17 protein-coding genes are annotated in these 17,407 nt (G+C 49.5%); 13 read left to right on the top strand and 4 right to left on the bottom strand.

What is annotated here, in order from left to right; genetic code table 11:
- Positions 1-5: 5 nt before the first annotated feature.
- The 3 genes from glyA to rpiB are packed head-to-tail and all read left to right on the top strand — an operon-like array spanning position 6 to position 2,601.
- Complete coding sequence (gene glyA, locus C8E01_RS12295) at positions 6-1,280, top strand: serine hydroxymethyltransferase (protein ID WP_116543844.1); 1,275 nt, start codon at positions 6-8, stop codon at positions 1,278-1,280.
- 36 nt (positions 1,281-1,316) lie between these two features.
- On the top strand, positions 1,317-2,159 hold the full coding sequence (tatC, locus tag C8E01_RS12290) for a twin-arginine translocase subunit TatC (RefSeq protein WP_116543746.1): 843 nt from the start codon (positions 1,317-1,319) through the stop codon (positions 2,157-2,159).
- 4 nt (positions 2,160-2,163) lie between these two features.
- Entirely contained in the window at positions 2,164-2,601 is a 438-nt protein-coding gene (gene rpiB, locus C8E01_RS12285) for a ribose 5-phosphate isomerase B (RefSeq protein WP_116543745.1), read from the top strand.
- A 15-nt stretch (positions 2,602-2,616) separates the two neighbouring features.
- Here the strand turns inward: rpiB and C8E01_RS12280 are convergent, their stop codons facing one another.
- A complete protein-coding gene (locus C8E01_RS12280) occupies positions 2,617-3,981 on the bottom strand; it encodes a hypothetical protein (protein ID WP_165820626.1) in 1,365 nt (454 codons plus the stop codon).
- 145 nt (positions 3,982-4,126) lie between these two features.
- Here C8E01_RS12280 and rbfA point away from each other — a divergent pair, with 145 nt between their 5' ends.
- From rbfA to C8E01_RS12240, 8 genes are all read left to right on the top strand, one after another.
- A complete protein-coding gene (gene rbfA / locus C8E01_RS12275) occupies positions 4,127-4,522 on the top strand; it encodes a 30S ribosome-binding factor RbfA (RefSeq protein ID WP_116543743.1) in 396 nt (131 codons plus the stop codon).
- A 17-nt stretch (positions 4,523-4,539) separates the two neighbouring features.
- A complete protein-coding gene (locus tag C8E01_RS12270) occupies positions 4,540-5,349 on the top strand; it encodes a class I SAM-dependent methyltransferase (RefSeq protein WP_116543742.1) in 810 nt (269 codons plus the stop codon).
- A 256-nt stretch (positions 5,350-5,605) separates the two neighbouring features.
- Positions 5,606-6,829 carry an ABC transporter permease gene (locus tag C8E01_RS12265; RefSeq protein WP_116543741.1) on the top strand — a complete coding sequence of 408 codons (1,224 nt, stop codon included), beginning with the start codon at positions 5,606-5,608 and terminating at the stop codon, positions 6,827-6,829.
- 445 nt (positions 6,830-7,274) lie between these two features.
- Positions 7,275-10,208, top strand: a complete 2,934-nt coding sequence (locus tag C8E01_RS12260; protein ID WP_116543740.1) for a DEAD/DEAH box helicase — start codon at positions 7,275-7,277, stop codon at positions 10,206-10,208.
- Between the two features lie 357 nt (positions 10,209-10,565).
- A complete protein-coding gene (locus C8E01_RS12255; protein ID WP_116543739.1) occupies positions 10,566-11,006 on the top strand; it encodes an SRPBCC family protein in 441 nt (146 codons plus the stop codon).
- Positions 11,007-11,123: 117 nt separating this feature from the next.
- Positions 11,124-12,620 carry a 1-hydroxycarotenoid 3,4-desaturase CrtD gene (crtD, locus tag C8E01_RS12250; protein ID WP_116543738.1) on the top strand — a complete coding sequence of 499 codons (1,497 nt, stop codon included), beginning with the start codon at positions 11,124-11,126 and terminating at the stop codon, positions 12,618-12,620.
- On the top strand, positions 12,613-13,296 hold the full coding sequence (locus C8E01_RS12245; protein ID WP_116543737.1) for a carotenoid biosynthesis protein: 684 nt from the start codon (positions 12,613-12,615) through the stop codon (positions 13,294-13,296). Before crtD ends, C8E01_RS12245 begins: the two co-directional genes overlap by 8 nt.
- A 164-nt stretch (positions 13,297-13,460) precedes the next feature.
- The gene (locus C8E01_RS12240) at positions 13,461-14,069 is read left to right on the top strand and encodes a TetR/AcrR family transcriptional regulator (RefSeq protein ID WP_116543736.1); all 609 of its coding nucleotides are present in this window, start codon (positions 13,461-13,463) and stop codon (positions 14,067-14,069) included.
- An 83-nt stretch (positions 14,070-14,152) separates the two neighbouring features.
- Here the strand turns inward: C8E01_RS12240 and C8E01_RS12235 are convergent, their stop codons facing one another.
- From C8E01_RS12235 to C8E01_RS12225, 3 genes are all read right to left on the bottom strand, one after another.
- Positions 14,153-14,395 carry a DUF6952 family protein gene (locus C8E01_RS12235; protein ID WP_116543735.1) on the bottom strand — a complete coding sequence of 81 codons (243 nt, stop codon included), beginning with the start codon at positions 14,393-14,395 and terminating at the stop codon, positions 14,153-14,155.
- 3 nt (positions 14,396-14,398) lie between these two features.
- Positions 14,399-14,719, bottom strand: a complete 321-nt coding sequence (locus tag C8E01_RS12230) for a thioredoxin family protein (protein WP_116543843.1) — start codon at positions 14,717-14,719, stop codon at positions 14,399-14,401.
- A gap of 146 nt (positions 14,720-14,865) precedes the next feature.
- Entirely contained in the window at positions 14,866-15,489 is a 624-nt protein-coding gene (locus C8E01_RS12225; RefSeq protein WP_243409548.1) for a Tll0287-like domain-containing protein, read from the bottom strand.
- Between the two features lie 187 nt (positions 15,490-15,676).
- Here C8E01_RS12225 and prfA point away from each other — a divergent pair, with 187 nt between their 5' ends.
- Both prfA and C8E01_RS12215 read left to right on the top strand, forming a co-directional pair.
- Positions 15,677-16,750: a peptide chain release factor 1 gene (gene prfA, locus C8E01_RS12220; RefSeq protein WP_116543733.1), complete on the top strand. Its 1,074-nt coding sequence runs from the start codon at positions 15,677-15,679 to the stop codon at positions 16,748-16,750.
- A gap of 223 nt (positions 16,751-16,973) precedes the next feature.
- Positions 16,974-17,369, top strand: a complete 396-nt coding sequence (locus tag C8E01_RS12215) for a hypothetical protein (RefSeq protein ID WP_116543732.1) — start codon at positions 16,974-16,976, stop codon at positions 17,367-17,369.
- Positions 17,370-17,407: the final 38 nt, after the last annotated feature.

Genomic DNA, 17,407 nt, shown 5'->3' with positions numbered 1-17,407 from the left:
AAGCCATGCAGAAAGACACAGCTATATTTGACCTGATTGCAAAAGAAAAAGCACGCCAAACCCACGGCATCGAACTGATCGCGTCCGAAAACTTCGTTTCGGATCAGGTGATGGAGGCAATGGGAAGTGTGATGACCAACAAGTACGCCGAAGGCCTACCCGGCAAGCGTTACTATGGTGGTTGCGAAATTGTGGATCAGTCAGAGCAGCTGGCCATCGATCGTGCTAAGGAGCTTTTTGGCGCTAGCTGGGCCAACGTGCAGCCGCACTCCGGTGCGCAGGCTAACGCAGCTGTGATGCTCGCCGTATTGCAGCCAGGCGATAAGATCCTGGGTTTCGACCTGTCACACGGCGGTCACCTGACGCATGGCTCCCCTGTTAATTTTTCAGGCAAACTGTACCAGCCAAGCTTCTATGGCGTGGAGCAGGAAACAGGCCTGATCGATTTTGATAAAGTAGTGGAAACAGCCCGTCGCGAGCAGCCGAAGCTGATCATTTGCGGCGCTTCTGCTTATAGCCGCGACTGGGATTATAAAAAATTGCGTGCCGCAGCCGACGAGGTAGGCGCATTGTTGATGGCGGATATCTCCCACCCGTCCGGCCTGATTGCCAAAGGGCTTTTAAACAACCCATTTGAGCACTGCCACATCATCACTACTACGACGCACAAAACACTGCGCGGACCAAGAGGCGGTATGATCATGATGGGCAAAGACTTCGAAAACCCATTTGGCATCAAAACTCCGAAAGGCGAAATCCGCATGATGTCTTCTTTGTTGGACGGCGCCGTATTCCCGGGCACGCAAGGTGGGCCGTTGGAGCACGTGATTGCGGCTAAAGCAGTAGCTTACTACGAGGCCCTGTCGGATGACTACATGGGCTACATCAAGCAGGTGCAGCAGAATGCGCAGGCCATGGCTACCGCTTTTGTGGAGCGAGGCTATAATATCATTTCAGGGGGCACAGACAACCACATGATGCTGATCGACCTGCGTACGAAAGGTATAACAGGCAAACTGGCCGAAAATACGCTTGTAAAGGCAGACATCACCATCAATAAGAACATGGTGCCTTTTGATGATAAGTCGCCGTTTGTGACCTCAGGTATGCGTATAGGAACGGCAGCGATAACGACACGCGGTCTGAAAGAGGCGGATATGGCCCGCATTGTTGAACTGATCGATGACGTGCTGACCAACAATGACAATGAAAGCAAAATTGAAGCTGTGCGCAAAGAAGTAAACAGCTGGATGAAAGACTATCCACTTTTTGCTTACTAATTCAATCACTGGAAATTTATTTATAAGCCATCATTAATGGACCAACCACACCTCGAAGGAGCGGAACAGCAGCGGGAGATGTCCTTTGTGGACCATTTGGAGGAGTTGCGGTGGCACATCATACGGTCAGTAGCATCCATCCTGGTGTTTGCTACAGCGGCGTTTCTTGCCAAGGGCTTCGTTTTCCACGATATTATATTGGCACCCTCGCGCACTGATTTCCTGAGCTATAGGATGATGTGCGAAGTTGGGCAGTACTTTGGCTCGACAGTGCTTTGTATAGAAGACCTTGGCTTTACGATACAAAGCCGTCAGATGAGCGGCCAGTTTTCCATGCACATCATGGTATCGCTGGTGCTTGGCCTGGCGATGGCCTTTCCGTATGCCTTTTGGGAGATCTGGCGATTTGTGAAGCCTGGCCTATACCCGCAGGAGCAGCAAAGCTCACGTGGAGCCGTATTTTGGGTATCGGTACTATTTGCCATGGGCCTGCTGTTTGGCTATTATGTAGTTGCTCCTATTTCGATCAACTTTCTGGCGGGCTATCAGGTAGACCCCTCAATCATCAACGAGTTTGACCTGTCTTCCTACATCTCTACGCTCACAACGCTCTGCATGGCCTGTGCGCTTATGTTCGAACTGCCCGTTATCGTGTACTTCTTCACTAAGGCTGGCTTACTTTCACCAGAAGTGATGAAGATGTATCGGAAGCACGCTATTGTCATTATTTTGATCGTGTCTGCCGTAATCACGCCTCCAGACGTGATCAGCCAACTCCTCATAGCGTTTCCGCTGGTCATCTTGTATGAGGTAAGTATTGGTGTGTCGAGAAGAATTATTGAACGTGATTTAAAAAGATTGAACCAGAATAACGCTTAAAACGATGGGATACAAAATAGCTATTGGCGGAGACCATGCCGGTTTTACTTATAAAAATCTACTAAAAGAGCAGCTGACGGCAGCAGGTCACGAAGTAACAGATTTCGGGCCAGGCTCCGACGCATCAGTGGACTACCCGGATCACGTGCACCCGCTTGCGAAGGCCGTGGTAAGCAAAGAGGCTGATTTTGGTGTCCTGATCTGCGGTAGTGGAAACGGTGTAGCCATGACGGCCAACAAGTACCAGGAAATAAGAGCGGCCCTGTGCTGGCAGACAGAACTCGCTAAACTGTCACGGGAGCACAACAACGCCAACATCCTCTGTATACCTGCCCGCTTCGTTTCGCAGGAGGTAGCGGCTGATATGACACGTGTGTTTCTGGAGACAGAATTTGAAGGAGGACGCCACCAGAACCGGGTAGACAAGATTCCGGTTTGCTAAGTCAGGTATAGCCGCTTAACGGCCTTTCTTATAGACTGCCGCTGTTTGCGTGGGTGCATAGCCTTCGAAAACGGACGGCAGTTTGTGTTTAAGCTGTGGCATAAGCCCCACCTGGTCCACAATGTATTCGGGCGTCTCCTGCCGGAAATTCTGATACAAGTCATAGACGGCCTGGTACTCGTCGAGGCGGCCGAAGTGGCGCTGTGAGAGCTGCCAGTTCAGGTATGGCGTTGCCAGTTTATTATGCTCATAGTAACTCAGGTCTTCCCCCAAAACCAAAACAGAACTGTTCTTAACCGCTCCGCTCGCACCGCCCTTCGGAAGTAGTAAATGCGAGTCATCTATCTTCACAAAGGATGCTATACCCAGGGGCTGCCGGTAACGGATCAGCAACACCCCGGCTAGCAGGGTAAAGAACATCAGGTTCAGAATCCACTTCTTCATCCGGCTGGTAAACAGAAACTCACCGAAATAAGCTATGGGCGGGAGTATGACCACGAAAGAACCAACTGAAAGCTCAGGACGGGTTACTAATACCATAACGCTCACTACAAGCCATACCGTCATGAGTTGCTGAAACTTTCCCTGAAACACAAGGCGCTGCGGCAGCGAAGTAGTACTGATGAGTGAGAGGAGCAGAATGGCTGCAGGCAAGGCCAGTGCCAGTGCCAGTTGCGCTGGGGGGATCAGAAGGTTGATGCCAAACTGCCAGGGCTGCAGCAGGTGCATTTCTACGAAATGAGAAGTAGTATTTGTGTACAGGTAATAAGTCACCAGCACGGCATAGGGAAAGGCGAAGCCACAGAGCATTAGAAGAAAGCTTCGGAAAGTGTTGGATGCAAAAAGCACAACCCCAAATGCCGCCACCAGCAGAAACTGGGCTAAAGGCAGATAGCTGAGCGCCGCAAGCCCTACCATAAAACCTCCCACAAACAGGCGGTTGTTCTCAAAGCCCTCCCTCGAAATGGTGATGATGTACGGAAGCGACAGAATGACAAACGTATTGCCGATCAGCAGCGGTGTCAGCATGTCAAACTCGTACGTGATGCTACCTAAAAGCAGGTATAGCAGAGCAGGAATGTAGCCTTTGCCAGCATATACCTGATTACGATTGAGGGTAAAATTAAGCATAACCGCCTGGAAGAGCAGCAGGGCAGTAGCCACGAGCCGGTAACTCAGGTATGAGCGCCCTGCAATCACGTCTATGGTCCAGTAAACGAATGCCGAAAGGGGCGCCGTGGTATCGTATATTTCGCGGTACATGGCAAAGCCGTCTGCCATCCGCTCCCCCACCAGCATATAAAGCAGCTCGGATGCAGTGGCAGGTATACCTAAAAAGATAAGAGGCAACCGGATAGCCAGAAAGAGTAATACCAGCAAAAATAAGCGGGAAGGCAGTATGCTTCGGAAGTAACTAATCAAAGGAAGACGGAGTTAGAAAGAACTATACACCAGCCTGAGCCGAAATGAATACGGCACAATTGGGGTAAAAATGCGAAATTAATATGATATTTGCATCTTCAATATGGAAAGTAAAAGACAACAGAAATTTTCGCGCCTTATTCAGAAGGAGTTGGCAGAGGTCTTCCAGCGTGAAGTGCCACACTTGTTCGGAGGCGCCTATATATCGGTGAGCGTAGTTCGCATGTCCCCTGACCTGGGCCTGGCACGTGTATACCTGAGCGTGATGAACGCCAAAGACGGCAACGAAATGCTGCTACAGGAGTTGCGCGTCAATACCAAGACTATTCGCCACCTGTTGGCCCAGCGCATCAAGAAACAGGTGCGTGTTATACCTGAACTCGTGTTTTTCCTGGACGATACCGCTGAGTACTCCGCCAAGATCGACCAGCTTTTTGCCAACCTGGACATACCACCCGCTCCTGAGGAAGACGAGGACGACGACACCTATACCCGCTAAGAAGCAGCAACACCCTTATGCAGTACGACCCGATTAAGCGCGTGCTGGGCGATGTTTTTAACAAGACCCCTTTCCTGCGCCGCGTATTTTATAACCTGCTGGACCTGCTCCTGCTACGTGCCTGGCACGTGCACAAAGAGCTGCGCGAGTGGGCCGCCGACCGCAAAAACGAGGAGCAGCACATATTGGATGCAGGCTCTGGCTTTGGACAGTATACCTATTGGCTTTCGAGCCAGAGTAGCAAGTGGAGCATACTGGCCGTCGATGTGAAAGACGAGCAGATATCAGACAGCAACCGCTTTTTCAGGGCCATCGGGCGCCAGAACGTACTGTTTCGCATTGGCGATCTGGTACAGTATCGCGAGGAAAACACCTATGACCTGATCTTGTCAGTGGACGTGATGGAGCATATTCTGGAGGACGTGGAAGTGTTCCGCAACTTTCAGGCATCGCTGGTGCCGGGCGGTATGCTGGTGATCTCTACCCCATCTGACCAGGGTGGTTCGGATGTGCATGGCGACGACGAAACTTCGTTCATTGAAGAGCACGTGCGCGACGGCTATAACATCCAGGAAATTCAGGATAAGCTTTTCTCTGCCGGCTTCAGCAAGGTGGAGGCGCGCTATTCCTATGGCAAACCAGGGCAGATTTCTTGGCGGCTGTCAATGAAGTACCCGCTCCTGATGCTGAATGCTTCGAAAGCGTTCTTTGTCCTGCTTCCATTCTACTACCTGGTTACCTTTCCTATTAGCCTGGTGTTAAACTGGCTTGATGTAAACGGCAAGCACGCCTCGGGCACGGGCTTGATCGTAAAAGCCTGGAAATAAATTGAATTGTTGATGGCTTAATTGTTAAATTGTTGACTCAATACAATGATTAAGTTGATGTGGAAGTTGTGATATAACTGTGTAGCTGCTAAACTTTTTGAATAGGTATAGCAGGAGGAAGGTTAGCACCAGGCCAAGTATTCTGAAAATAGCTGGAGCTGGAAATTTTTTTGTAAAACAATCAACAATCAACAATCAACAATCAACAATCAACAATCAACAATCAACCTTTAGCCTAAGCGCCCAGACCTGCTAAATGAACGTCCCTTATCTCATAGCGAAGCGTTATTTTTTCTCTAAGAAGAAGAGGAACATCATCAGTATTATCTCCAATATTGCCATGATTGGGGTGGCAGTGGGTACAGCGGCGCTTGTTATTGTGCTGTCGGTATTCAACGGCCTCGAGGATCTCATTCGCACCATTTATACCAGCTTTGACCCTAACCTGAAAATTTCGTCTGTCGAAGGCAAGTCTTTTGAAACGGATACGGAATTTATGAACCGTATACGCCGCACGCCGGGGGTGGCGCTCGTAACCGAGGTGATAGAAGACAATGCGCTGCTACGCTACAACGACCGCCAGATGGTGGTAAAGGTAAAGGGCGTGAGCGAGAACTTCTTTGAACAGAACAAGATCGGCTCCTCGGTAGTGGAAGGCCATTATAACCTGTATGCCAACGATAATTACTATGCCTTGGTGGGGCGGGGTGTGCAGTATCAGTTATCCATCAGGACGAGCAACGAGTTCACGTACATGCAGTTCATGTATCCGCGCAATACAAAGTTCAATCCGCTCAACCCCGAAGGTGCTTTCAAGTCACTGCAGATAACACCCGGTGGGGTGTTTGCCATCGAGCGGCAGTATGACGATGCCTATGTGTTTGTGCCGATCCAGTTTGCGGAGGAGCTTATGGAATACGGTCGGCGGCGTACAGCCATCGAGATCAAAGTGGATGCCGGCCATCGCATCGAAAGTGTAAAGCGCTCTTTGCAGAAGGTGTTGGGGGACGGTTTTCTGGTGCAGAACAGCGACGAACAGCACACAAGTCTGCTGCGTGCCGTGAAAGTCGAGAAGCTCTTTGTGTTCATCACCTTTACTTTTATTCTGCTCATCGCCTCCCTCAATATCTTCTTCTCCCTCTCCATGCTGGTGATTGACAAGAAGAAAGACATAGCGGTGCTTGCCTCGATGGGCGCTACAAAAGAGCAGATCCGCAACATATTTTTATTTGAAGGCGCGTTGGTCGCCTTTATCGGGGCCTCTTATGGACTGTCACTGGGCATGCTGATTGCAAACCTGCAGCAGACGTTCGGCATCGTCTCGATGGGTATGGCCACCTCTGTTGTCGACTCCTACCCTGTCAAGCTTGTATTGATGGACTTTGTGCTGACGGGTGCCGCCATTGTGATCATCACCATGCTGGTATCTATACGCCCCGCCCGCAAAGCCGCTGCCATGTCCGTGCGCGACAACCTGTAAGGTATAGCTGACGACCTGCCTGCCCTCCTGCTCCTGTTCACCCTTTACTTCCTCTAGCCAGCAAGTATGCGGCAAGATAGACTTAGCTACTTACAACAATGAGATACAGGTATGGTTCAGCGCAAACGGTGTATACCTACCCATATATGGTGCCTTGCATTTGACTCAAGGTGTCTTTCTGATTCAGGGAAGTGCTGTAAGACTAGTGCAAGCTGATGAGTTAGAGGCAGTTAAAAGACTGATAAAGCTGGCAGAAGAACTTTAAATAATATATAAGCATATTGAAAATTCTATATATTGAGATTAAAAGTCTTTAATGTATTAGAGTGATTGATTTAACACTGAAAATATAAAAATATTTTGATTCGCAGCGGTAATTTCAAGAGTTTAAGGTAGGAAATCAGGAGTTTTAGGGGTAAATTTGAAGTCCTAAAATTGTACCTGTATGAAAGTATACACCACACAGCCGTTTCAGGTAATTTACTCGCTGTTTGAGCACGAGTACCTGGGATACCTGTTCGAATCTTTTGTGGTGCAGATTAATACCAAGGGGCAGCTGACTTTACAGCACCAGAATATTTCTGCCAAAAACGCCGACGAATTCTCCGCTCGCCTCGACGCCCAGGATTTTAAACTGATCGACCTGATCGATCAGATACAGCAGGACGCTGTTCTAAAGAAGTTCTCGAACAAGAAGCTTTCTCCGGTTGATTTCTTCCTGAAGGTATACGACTCTGAAAAGGGCGATAAAAACATGCAGGAGGCGATTAGCCACTACATACAGGTGCGCATGAACAAGATTCTGGAAATGCTCCGGAACCGTCGCACGTTTATAATGGGCAAGGACGGCGATCCCACTTGGAAAGAGATTCAGGTAGCGGACGATAAAGCAACAGTGCGCTTCCACTTGCATCGGAACGAAGACAATACCCATTATTACCCTACCGTCAGGTACAAGGGCGAGAAGTTAAACTTCCAGTACCGCAATGCAGCCCTGATTTGCTACGAGCCGGCCTGGCTGTTGCTGGATGGCGTGGTATACAGTTTCGAGAGCGGCATAGACGGTAAAAAGCTGCAACCCTTCCTGAATAAGAAGTTTATCCTGATTCCGCGTTCGGTAGAGGAAAGCTACTACCGTAAATTTGTGACCTCACTGGTAGAGTCCTTCGACGTGAAGCCAAATGGGTTTGAGATTAAGCCGCAGCAATTCCGACCGAAACCGCACCTGAACTTCTCCGAAGTCAAGGCAACCAACGTGTCTGCACTGCTGAGCAACGGTGGCAGCGAGGCGAGCAAGGCCGATAAGGCTGCCGTAGCTGACAAAATACTTTTTAACCTGTCATTCAGGTATGGCGACCACATGGTGGAGGCACAGGACGCCAAGCGCATTAGTGTGAGTATGGAAAAGACAGAGGAGTCTTATATCTTCCATAAGCTGATACGCGATGCGGTATATGAAAAGCAATATGTGAAAGAGCTTGCCAAGCGCGAACTGGAGGTGAAGAACGGACAGGCGGTGCTGGACAAGAGCGCAGCCTTTTCGTGGCTTAACCATAACCTGCAGGCGCTGGAGGAACTTGGTTTCACGGTGGAGCAATCGGAGAAAAGCGGGAAGAATTACTTTATTGGCGACATCTCTGTTAATGTAGGTATAACCGAAAACAACGACTGGTTCGACATTTACGGTACTGTTCGCTTCGGTGAGTTCGAGGTGCCATTTATCAAGCTCAAAAACCACATCCTTACCCGCAATAATGAATACCTGCTACCGAACGGGCAGGTGGCCATTATACCGGAAGAGTGGTTTACGCAGTATATCGAGCTGTTTGCTTTTTCTGAGGGTGAGCACCAGTTGACGCTGCGCAAGCACCACATGGCGCTCGTAAACGACCTGCAAAACGGTAACCTGGCGCAGGTAACCATGACGCGTAAGCTGGAGAAACTGCGTGAGTTCGATGCCATAGAAGACAAGCCGCTGCCGGCAGGCTTCCAGGGCGAGTTGCGCCCTTACCAAAAAGCGGGTTACAACTGGCTGCACTTCGTGAAGGACTTTAAGTTTGGAGGCTGCCTGGCCGATGACATGGGCTTGGGCAAGACCGTGCAGACGCTGGCCATGCTGCAGCACCGCAAGGAAAACGGGGCAGAATCGGCTACCTTGCTTGTGATGCCTACCTCGCTTATTTACAATTGGCTGAACGAGGCGCAGAAGTTCACCCCAGAGTTACGCATCCTCACCTACACCGGCACCTACCGCGACAAGAACGTGGAGCAGTTCAAGGATTATGATTTGGTGCTAACCTCCTATGGCATTGTGCGCCTGGATACAGAACTGCTCAAGACCTACTACTTCGACTACATCATCCTGGACGAGTCGCAGGCCATCAAAAACCCGGATTCCAATACCTCAAAAGCAGTTCGTTCCCTGAAGTCGCGCCACCGCCTGATCTTAACTGGCACGCCGGTTGAGAACAGCACCATGGACCTCTGGTCGCAGATGTCGTTCATCAACCCGGGTTTGCTTGGCAACCAGCATTTCTTCCGGAAAGAGTTCTTAAAGCCAATTGAGAAACAGAAAGACGAGCACAAGACCCGCCGGCTTCATGCGTTGATCAAACCTTTTATACTGCGCAGGCACAAGTCGCAGGTGGCGCGTGAGTTGCCGCCTAAGATAGAGCACACTACCTTCTGTAAGATGACAGAGGAGCAGGAGCACGCCTACGAAGAGACCAAGTCGTATTACCGCAACAAGATCTTAACCAGTCTGGAGGAAAAGGGGCCGGGCAACACGCAGTTTGTGCTCCTACAGGGTTTGATGAAGCTCCGCCAGATAGCCAACCACCCTTTCATGACTGACCCAAACTATGAAGGCGAGTCGGGCAAGCTGAAAGAGGTGATGCGTATGACGAAGAGCATTGTGGCGAAAGGTCATAAAGTGCTTATATTCAGTCAGTTCGTGAAACACCTGGAAATCATTCGGCAGGCGCTTGATGAGAAGGAAATCACTTATGCTTACCTGGACGGTAATACCAAGAACAGGCAGCAGCAGGTAGAGCTGTTCCAGAATGATCCGAACATACAGGTGTTTCTGATCTCGATGAAAGCTGGTGGCGTAGGCCTTAACCTGACCGCCGCAGACTATGTGTTTATTCTGGATCCGTGGTGGAACCCTGCTGTAGAGGCGCAGGCCGTAGACCGAGCCCACCGAATCGGGCAGCAGAACAAGGTCTTCACCTACAAGTTCATCACCAAAGACACCGTAGAGGAGAAAATCCTGGCACTGCAGAACCGCAAGATTCAACTCGTAACCGACTTGATCAGCACTGACGAGAACGTCATCAAGAGCCTGACGAAAGAGGATATTGACAATCTGTTGAGTTAAGGTGGAATTGTTGATAGTTAAATTGCTGGCTCGATAGCGAATGATTATACCAAGGCCGCAGCATGATGCATGTTGCGGCTTTTTCTATTTTGGTTAAAGCACGATCTTAGGTATAACTTAATAGCGATTGTTTGGTTAATAGACATAGTGCTTAGGTATAAAGAGTAGGCGACGCTCTAAGGTATAGTCCGACCTACAGGTATAGAAGAAAAGGCTATACCTTAACTAGACTTTACTAGTTTCGCCTAGCCAAGTTGTACTGTCTATACCTGAATACTACTGTAACTTGGTTCAACTAGGGAAAGACAGGTATAGCTGCTAATCAACAATTTAACAATCCGACAATTCAACAAATTAATGCGCCTACACCTTCAAACAGCAGTTCAGCAGGATTATCTAAGCGTGTTTTATGCTTTTGATGAGCAGCTATTCAGGAAACTGGCACCGCCCTACCCTCGACTGAAACTGTTGCGGTTTGATGGCAGCGCGCCGGGTGATGTGGTGGAGGTAGAGTTGCAGACAGGTATAAAATCTTTCCGCTGGACCAGCCTGATCACAGAACGTGAAATAACGAATACGACGGCCTGGTTTGTAGACGAAGGACAGGAAGTACCCCCGCCCCTACGCAAATGGCGACACAAGCATCTGGTCACGCAGCACGGCAGCGGCGCCATCATCCACGATATCATCGACTACAGCACCGGGTATAAAGCATTGGATGCCATGCTATACCCACTGATGCTGGTGGCTTTCGGGATGCGGAAGCCAATTTATAGAGAGGTTTTTCAGCAGAAGTGACTTTATGTATAGCCATAGAAGGCTGCTGTTACTTACAGGTATACCAGCATTTATCAAAACCTTTGCCGTAGGCAATCAGTTAAGTGCAGGAGAGCAATAATCTGCTTAAATTCGGGTATGACGAAAGCGGCCATTATCGGATCAGGTATAGGAGGTATAGCCACGGCCATCAGGCTGGCGGTGAAAGGCTATGACGTGACCGTGTTTGAGGCTAATGCTTCGTTCGGAGGCAAGATGCACCAGTTCGACCTGCAGGGTTATCGCTTTGATGCCGGTCCTTCGCTGTTCACGCTTCCGCACCTCGTCGACGAGCTCTTCACGCTGGCTGGCCGCAACCCTTCCGACTATTTCACCTATACCCGCCTCGACCCGATTACGCACTACTTCTGGCCCGATGGCAGTCGCCTGAAAGCGTATGCCGATGCGGAGGCTTTCGCCGTTGAAGCAGAGCAGCAACTGGGCGTGAAGGCGCAGGATGTGCGGGACGTGTTGGCCAAAAGCGCCCGGCTTTACAAGGGCACAGCAGATACCTTTCTGCACAAGTCCCTGCACCGGCTCGATACATATTTGAGCGCAGATGTGCTCAAAGCGTTGGGGTGCCTGTCGGATTTGGGGCTGACAACAACCATGCACGATGCCAACACCAGGCTGTTCGATGATCCGCGGTTTGTGCAGCTGCTCGACCGCTTTGCCACTTACAATGGCTCCGACCCTTACCAGGCCCCGGGCACACTCAACCTGATTCCGCACCTGGAGCACAACACAGGCGCTTTTTACCCGAAAGGAGGCATTTACAGTATTGCGGCCAGTCTGGTGAAACTGGCAGAGGAACTTGGCGTGGCCTTCAGGTATAACGAGCGGGTGGAGCGCATTGTCATACAAAATGGCAAGGCGACAGGTATAGAAACCAGCTCGGGTAGGTATAGCGCCAAAGTAGTGGTGAGCAACATGGACGTGGTGCCTACCTATCGACGACTTCTACCTGACCAACCTGCTCCGGAGCAGACATTGCAGCAGCCGCGCTCCAGTTCCGCGCTGATCTACTACTGGGGTATAGCCCGTGCGTTTCCGGAGCTGCACCTGCACAACATCTTTTTCAGCCAGGACTACAAGCAGGAGTTCGAGCACATCTTCCAGCGCAAGTCCATCAGCCCCGACCCAACCGTGTATGTGAACATCACCTCTAAAATGGAGAAGAGCGATGCGCCTGCAGGTTGTGAGAACTGGTTTGTAATGGTGAACGTGCCGCATCACCAGGGACAGGACTGGGAGCAGCTCGTTGAGACTACCCGCCAGGCTGTGACGGATAAGCTAAGCCGCATGCTTCAGACTAACCTCCGCGAAGCGATTGTCTGTGAGCAGGTGCTGGACCCACTGCTGATCGAGCAGCAAACGTCTTCTTACGCCGGGGCGCTGTATGGCAGCAGCTCCAACAACCGCATGGCGGCCTTTCTGCGGCACCCCAATTTTAGCTCTAAATTAAAAGGACTCTACTTTTGCGGCGGCAGCGTACACCCTGGCGGGGGTATACCACTCTGCCTGCTTTCTGCCCGTATAGTGGGCAACCTGGTGCCCGTCGTAACATCAGTTAACCAAGCGAAACAGCATGCCTGAGACCACACATCCATACCAACCGGCTATACCTTTGCAGCAGCGCCTCAAGCCCTATGCTTTTGCTGCGGCGCTGGGAGTGCTGGCCATTTTTCATGCCGTGGGCTTTTGGGGACTCTTGTTTAGTGGCGAACCCGAAAAGTTTCAGCGGCTTACGCCCATGAACCTGATCCTCACGAACGTTCTGCTCTTTTCTTTTCACAAACGCTGGAACACAGCTTTTCTGCTTTTTGCGATAGTGGTTGTGGCTGCCGGCTTTTTTGCGGAAGTGGTTGGGGTGCACACCGGTTTGCTGTTTGGAGACTATACCTATGGAGAATCATTGGGAATGAAGTTTCTGGACGTGCCGCTGCTGATCGGACTTAACTGGCTGCTGCTCGTTTACACAACAGGGCATTTGGTGAACATGATTGACATGCACTGGCTTGTGAGAGCCGTGGTGGCGGCCCTGCTGATGGTCGGACTCGATTTTTTTCTGGAGCCGGTAGCGGTGGCTTTCGACTTTTGGGATTGGAAAGGCGGTCGCATTCCGTGGTCCAATTACCTGGGTTGGCTGGGGCTGGCTTTTCTGTTTCAGGTATACTTCCAAAAAGCCCCCATCTATAAACAGAACCGCCTGGCACCTTACGTATACCTGGTGCAGGCAGTTTTCTTCATAAGTATCTGGACTCTACTGTAAATCAGACTTATTCCACCTGTTGAGCAGTTTGCGGGGTGCAACTTATTGTGTTACATTTGCATGTTTTTAACGAAACAACAAAAGCAAATTTATAATACACATCAAGTCCACTGTTGCGTATAGATACCTGTCCTGTTGAGGGGCTTGATGACCTACTTCATTCAATGACTTTTCTAGAAACCATATTAGGTGAGCTCCTGCAGATTTTCAAGCGGGAAGGTATAGATGCGAATTCGGATGCGGATCTGATCAGAAAGCTCGACATACGACAGTCAACTTTCCATGAGCTTTTCTCGGACCGCGAGAATATGGTGAAACAGGTAATTCTGTATGATATAGAGGTAGAGAACAAGAGGCAGGCGGACTTGCTCTTAAAAGCATCTAACCCTGTGGAGGAAATCATGCTGCTCCTGCAGGATGGTACCAGAACGATCAAGCAAATAAACCCGGTTTACATCGGTGATTTGCAAAAGTATCCGGAGGCCTGGCAAATAAGCATGCAGAATCTGGTCGACAACAACCAGCATGTAAACGCTGAGATCCTGAACAGGGGCATACTGCAGGGTTATTTCCGCAAAGACATCAACCTGCAACTAGTTACTAAAATCATCCTGGAGCAATTCTTTATGATGATCAACCCGGTAGCTTTTCCGCCTGCAAAGTACGATCTGTCAGAAGTGTTCCGCAGCATCTACCTGTACTATGTGCGCGGCATTTGTACCGATATGGGCGGAAAGCTGGCAGAAGAGTATTTCGCCAAAAATAAAACCTAAGCAAAAGCTACATTATAAAAGCAGCCGGCCCCGAAACATTACGCTTCGAGGCCGGCTGCTTTATATGATTTTCAGAATAGGTACTAGCTGATAGACACACGCACCTTCTTGGTGTATTCACGCAGCGCAGTCTTAAAGTCCACGCCATTGTCGTTCATATAGTTCAGGATCCAGGCGGCGGCTATCACGTGCGTCAGCTGTTCGCCTTCGTCGTCGCCTTCCACCTCAATACCGAGCGGCTGCTCTTCCATCAGGGCTTCTTCAGCGGCTGTCAGGTTCTCCAGCGACTCGTTTTCTACTAGCTTTTTAATAACAGGTATCTTCATTTCTTAAACAGTCAGTTTATTGATCAGATCACGTACGGCTTCCTCCTTACTGGCGGCTACGGTATCTACCAGTTTGCCATTTTTAAAAACAGCAAAGAAAGGCAGGTTTGTTACGCCAGCTGCTTTGCGGGCCTCCGGGCTTGTCTCGGCGTTCACGTCTACGAAAGCCACGTTGGCAAAATCTTCTTCACCAGACATGCGCTTGAACTTAGGCGCAAACAAACGGCAGCTGCCGCACCAGTCAGCGTAGTATTTCACTACCACGTTTTGGTTTGAGTTAAGTACATTATCGAAATCGTTATCAGTTGCTACTATTACAGCCATGTTATTCTTTTTTATAAGATTAAACATCAGATCAGGTATACCTCATCTACCAGGTACAAAGGTAAAGGTTTTGGGCGTAAAATGCAGTGACATATATCACCTTAAACCGGTTGTATGGCCCATAAACAGGCCTGTCAGCGGAATGTTTAGCGCGGACGGCGGCTTTTCTTGGGTTGGTCGTTGAGGAAGGCTACCAGGTCCATCTTGTCGAAGGTGAGCTCCCAGGTTCCCATTAAATCGCCTTTTTTGTAGCCAGTGGCCTGGTCCTGCGGGTACTTTTCTTTGATCAGGAGATAATCGGATTCGCTCAACTCCTGACCCACTGTGCCGTGGCAGCTGAGGCAGCTCTCGTCGCGCAGGTAGATGGGCGAGGTATAGCGGATCTGGTCTTGGCCCAGCTCCTCAACTGTTATTCCTTGCTCCTGGCTGCTGCTATACCTGGCCAGCGTCTTAACTGTGCCGCCCTTGGCCAGGTTTTGCGGGTTGCGTGGGCGCTCGCTGAAGCGGCGCGAGATGGCGCCGAACTTGTCTTGCAATGTCTCTGTCTCTTCGTAGTTTTCAGGCTGGCAGTAAGGTATGGCGGCTGCTATACCTCCCTGGTTCAGGTGCTCGGTCAGGCGCTGGGTATGCAGGCGCTCAGCCACCACTACAATAGAATCACCGTACTTCTGGGTGGCGGCGAGGATATCCTGGCGGGTAAGGCGCTTGATCTTGTGGCGCTCCAGTTCCTGGGCGATTTCCTTCCCTCCTTCAATCGGTTTCACTTTCACATCGCAACCTGAAACTATAAAGGCTGTGCAGAGGGTTATAGTAGCGAGCAAAGAACGGGCAGTGAACATCTTTCGATACAAATTTGTAGTAGAATAAATAAGTAATATAACAGCTGCAACCAGCACTTATGTTTTATTACTTAAACGCCAATTTAGTATCTTTGCAGCTTAAAACCATAACAGAGCGATGTTAGATAAATTAGAAGCCATTAATCAACGGTTTGAGGAGGTAAGCCAACTGCTTATCCAGCCTGATGTGGCCAGCGACATGAAGAAGTTCAAATCGCTGAATAAAGAGTATAAGGATCTTGACAAAATAGTAGTAGAGTATAAGAAGTACCTCAACATCCTGAGCAACATCGACAATGCCAAGCAGGTAATTGCGACCGAAAAGGATGAGGACTTCCGTGAAATGGCCAAGGAAGAGCTGGACGAGCTACTGCCGCAGCGTGAGGCGATGGAGGATACCCTGAAAGAGCTGCTTATCCCGAAAGACCCGAACGATAGCAAAGACATCATCATGGAGATACGTGCCGGTGCCGGTGGCGATGAGGCTTCTATCTTCGCCGGTGACCTATACCGCATGTATACCCGCTTTGCTGAGAAGATGGGCTGGCGCACTGAACTGATCGATGCCACAGAAGGTACATCAGGCGGCTATAAAGAAATCATTGTGGGCATGTCGGGTGAAGACGTGTATGGCAAGCTCAAGTTTGAATCGGGTGTACACCGCGTGCAACGTGTGCCTGCAACCGAAACGCAGGGTCGTATCCATACATCAGTGGCTTCGGTGGTAGTACTGCCGGAGGTAGAGGAGTTTGACATTGACCTTGATATGAACGATATCCGCAAGGACCTTTTCTGTTCTTCAGGCCCGGGTGGACAGTCGGTAAACACAACTTACTCGGCTGTGCGTTTAACACACTTACCAACCGGCCTTGTAGCGCAGTGCCAGGACCAGAAATCGCAGCTAAAGAACTTTGACAAAGCACTGGCTGTACTCCGCTCGCGTATTTATGAGCAGGAGCTTGCCAAGAAACTGGAAGCCGAAGGTGCCCAACGTAAGAGCATGGTAGGCGGCGGCGACCGTTCTGACAAGATCCGTACGTACAACTACCCACAGGGACGTGTAACGGATCACCGTATAGGCTACACTGTTTACAACCTGCCTAACGTAATGGAAGGTGGCATCGACGACTTCGTTGAGGAGCTGCGTATAGCAGAGAACGCTGAGCGCCTGAAAGAGGGTGCCACAGCGTAGTAAGCTAACCTGCTTCTGACTAAGGTATATTTAGGAATGTGGTGCAGCCGAAAGCTGCGCTGCATTCCTTTTTTTATTTTAACTTGTTAAGGGTTATAATCTAAGGTCATTAAACTTTAGTTTCGCTGAACAATAATGGTTGCCAAATAAATGGAGACATTGATTAGAAGTTAACGCTCTTACTGCATGCTATGATAGGGAACAATTCTCAGGTATAAACGGTATGAAAAGCTTAATTTTATACAGTAAGGAGGGGCTAAGAGGTATCAGTAAAGTCGATAACATAGTTACACTTTGCTTGGTAGCAGTTGCTATACCTATTGGAATCTATGAATATGGCTTGTATGCTACTGTAGTAACTGTGTTCATTTTTTACGCTGCTTTTACTTTGTTTGAAATTGTATTTTTGGGCAGGGAGATATTTGCCTTTAGAAACCTAAAGAAGAAGAATTCAATAGAGCAGGGTAGGCTTTTTTATTATCTCATTGCGTTAACCATTATTTTCTGCGGACTACTATACCTGCATGATAAAACAGTCTATGTTCTTACAGCATCAATTACTATTGTCATGTGCTTCGCAACAGGTATTAGTCTCTTATCTTTAAGGTTTAAAAAATAGAGCAACCATTCAACAATTTAACAATCCGGCAATTCACT

Source organism: Pontibacter virosus (genome assembly GCF_003096355.1).
GTDB classification, from domain to species: domain Bacteria; phylum Bacteroidota; class Bacteroidia; order Cytophagales; family Hymenobacteraceae; genus Pontibacter; species Pontibacter virosus.
The sequence above is the reverse complement of the archived record's forward strand: the minus strand, read 5'-3'. Positions and strand labels throughout refer to the sequence as shown.

What these genes read in the sequence shown, in the direction of transcription:
- glyA (WP_116543844.1), top strand. Translation starts at nt 6, where the DNA reads ATGCAGAAAGACACAGCTATATTTGACCTGATTGCAAAAGAAAAAGCA.
- tatC (WP_116543746.1), top strand. Translation starts at nt 1,317, where the DNA reads ATGGACCAACCACACCTCGAAGGAGCGGAACAGCAGCGGGAGATGTCC.
- rpiB (WP_116543745.1), top strand. Translation starts at nt 2,164, where the DNA reads ATGGGATACAAAATAGCTATTGGCGGAGACCATGCCGGTTTTACTTAT.
- rbfA (WP_116543743.1), top strand. Translation starts at nt 4,127, where the DNA reads ATGGAAAGTAAAAGACAACAGAAATTTTCGCGCCTTATTCAGAAGGAG.
- C8E01_RS12270 (WP_116543742.1), top strand. Translation starts at nt 4,540, where the DNA reads ATGCAGTACGACCCGATTAAGCGCGTGCTGGGCGATGTTTTTAACAAG.
- C8E01_RS12265 (WP_116543741.1), top strand. Translation starts at nt 5,606, where the DNA reads ATGAACGTCCCTTATCTCATAGCGAAGCGTTATTTTTTCTCTAAGAAG.
- C8E01_RS12260 (WP_116543740.1), top strand. Translation starts at nt 7,275, where the DNA reads ATGAAAGTATACACCACACAGCCGTTTCAGGTAATTTACTCGCTGTTT.
- C8E01_RS12255 (WP_116543739.1), top strand. Translation starts at nt 10,566, where the DNA reads ATGCGCCTACACCTTCAAACAGCAGTTCAGCAGGATTATCTAAGCGTG.
- crtD (WP_116543738.1), top strand. Translation starts at nt 11,124, where the DNA reads ATGACGAAAGCGGCCATTATCGGATCAGGTATAGGAGGTATAGCCACG.
- C8E01_RS12245 (WP_116543737.1), top strand. Translation starts at nt 12,613, where the DNA reads ATGCCTGAGACCACACATCCATACCAACCGGCTATACCTTTGCAGCAG.
- C8E01_RS12240 (WP_116543736.1), top strand. Translation starts at nt 13,461, where the DNA reads ATGACTTTTCTAGAAACCATATTAGGTGAGCTCCTGCAGATTTTCAAG.
- C8E01_RS12235 (WP_116543735.1), bottom strand. Translation starts at nt 14,395, where the DNA reads ATGAAGATACCTGTTATTAAAAAGCTAGTAGAAAACGAGTCGCTGGAG.
- C8E01_RS12230 (WP_116543843.1), bottom strand. Translation starts at nt 14,719, where the DNA reads ATGGCTGTAATAGTAGCAACTGATAACGATTTCGATAATGTACTTAAC.
- prfA (WP_116543733.1), top strand. Translation starts at nt 15,677, where the DNA reads ATGTTAGATAAATTAGAAGCCATTAATCAACGGTTTGAGGAGGTAAGC.
- C8E01_RS12215 (WP_116543732.1), top strand. Translation starts at nt 16,974, where the DNA reads ATGAAAAGCTTAATTTTATACAGTAAGGAGGGGCTAAGAGGTATCAGT.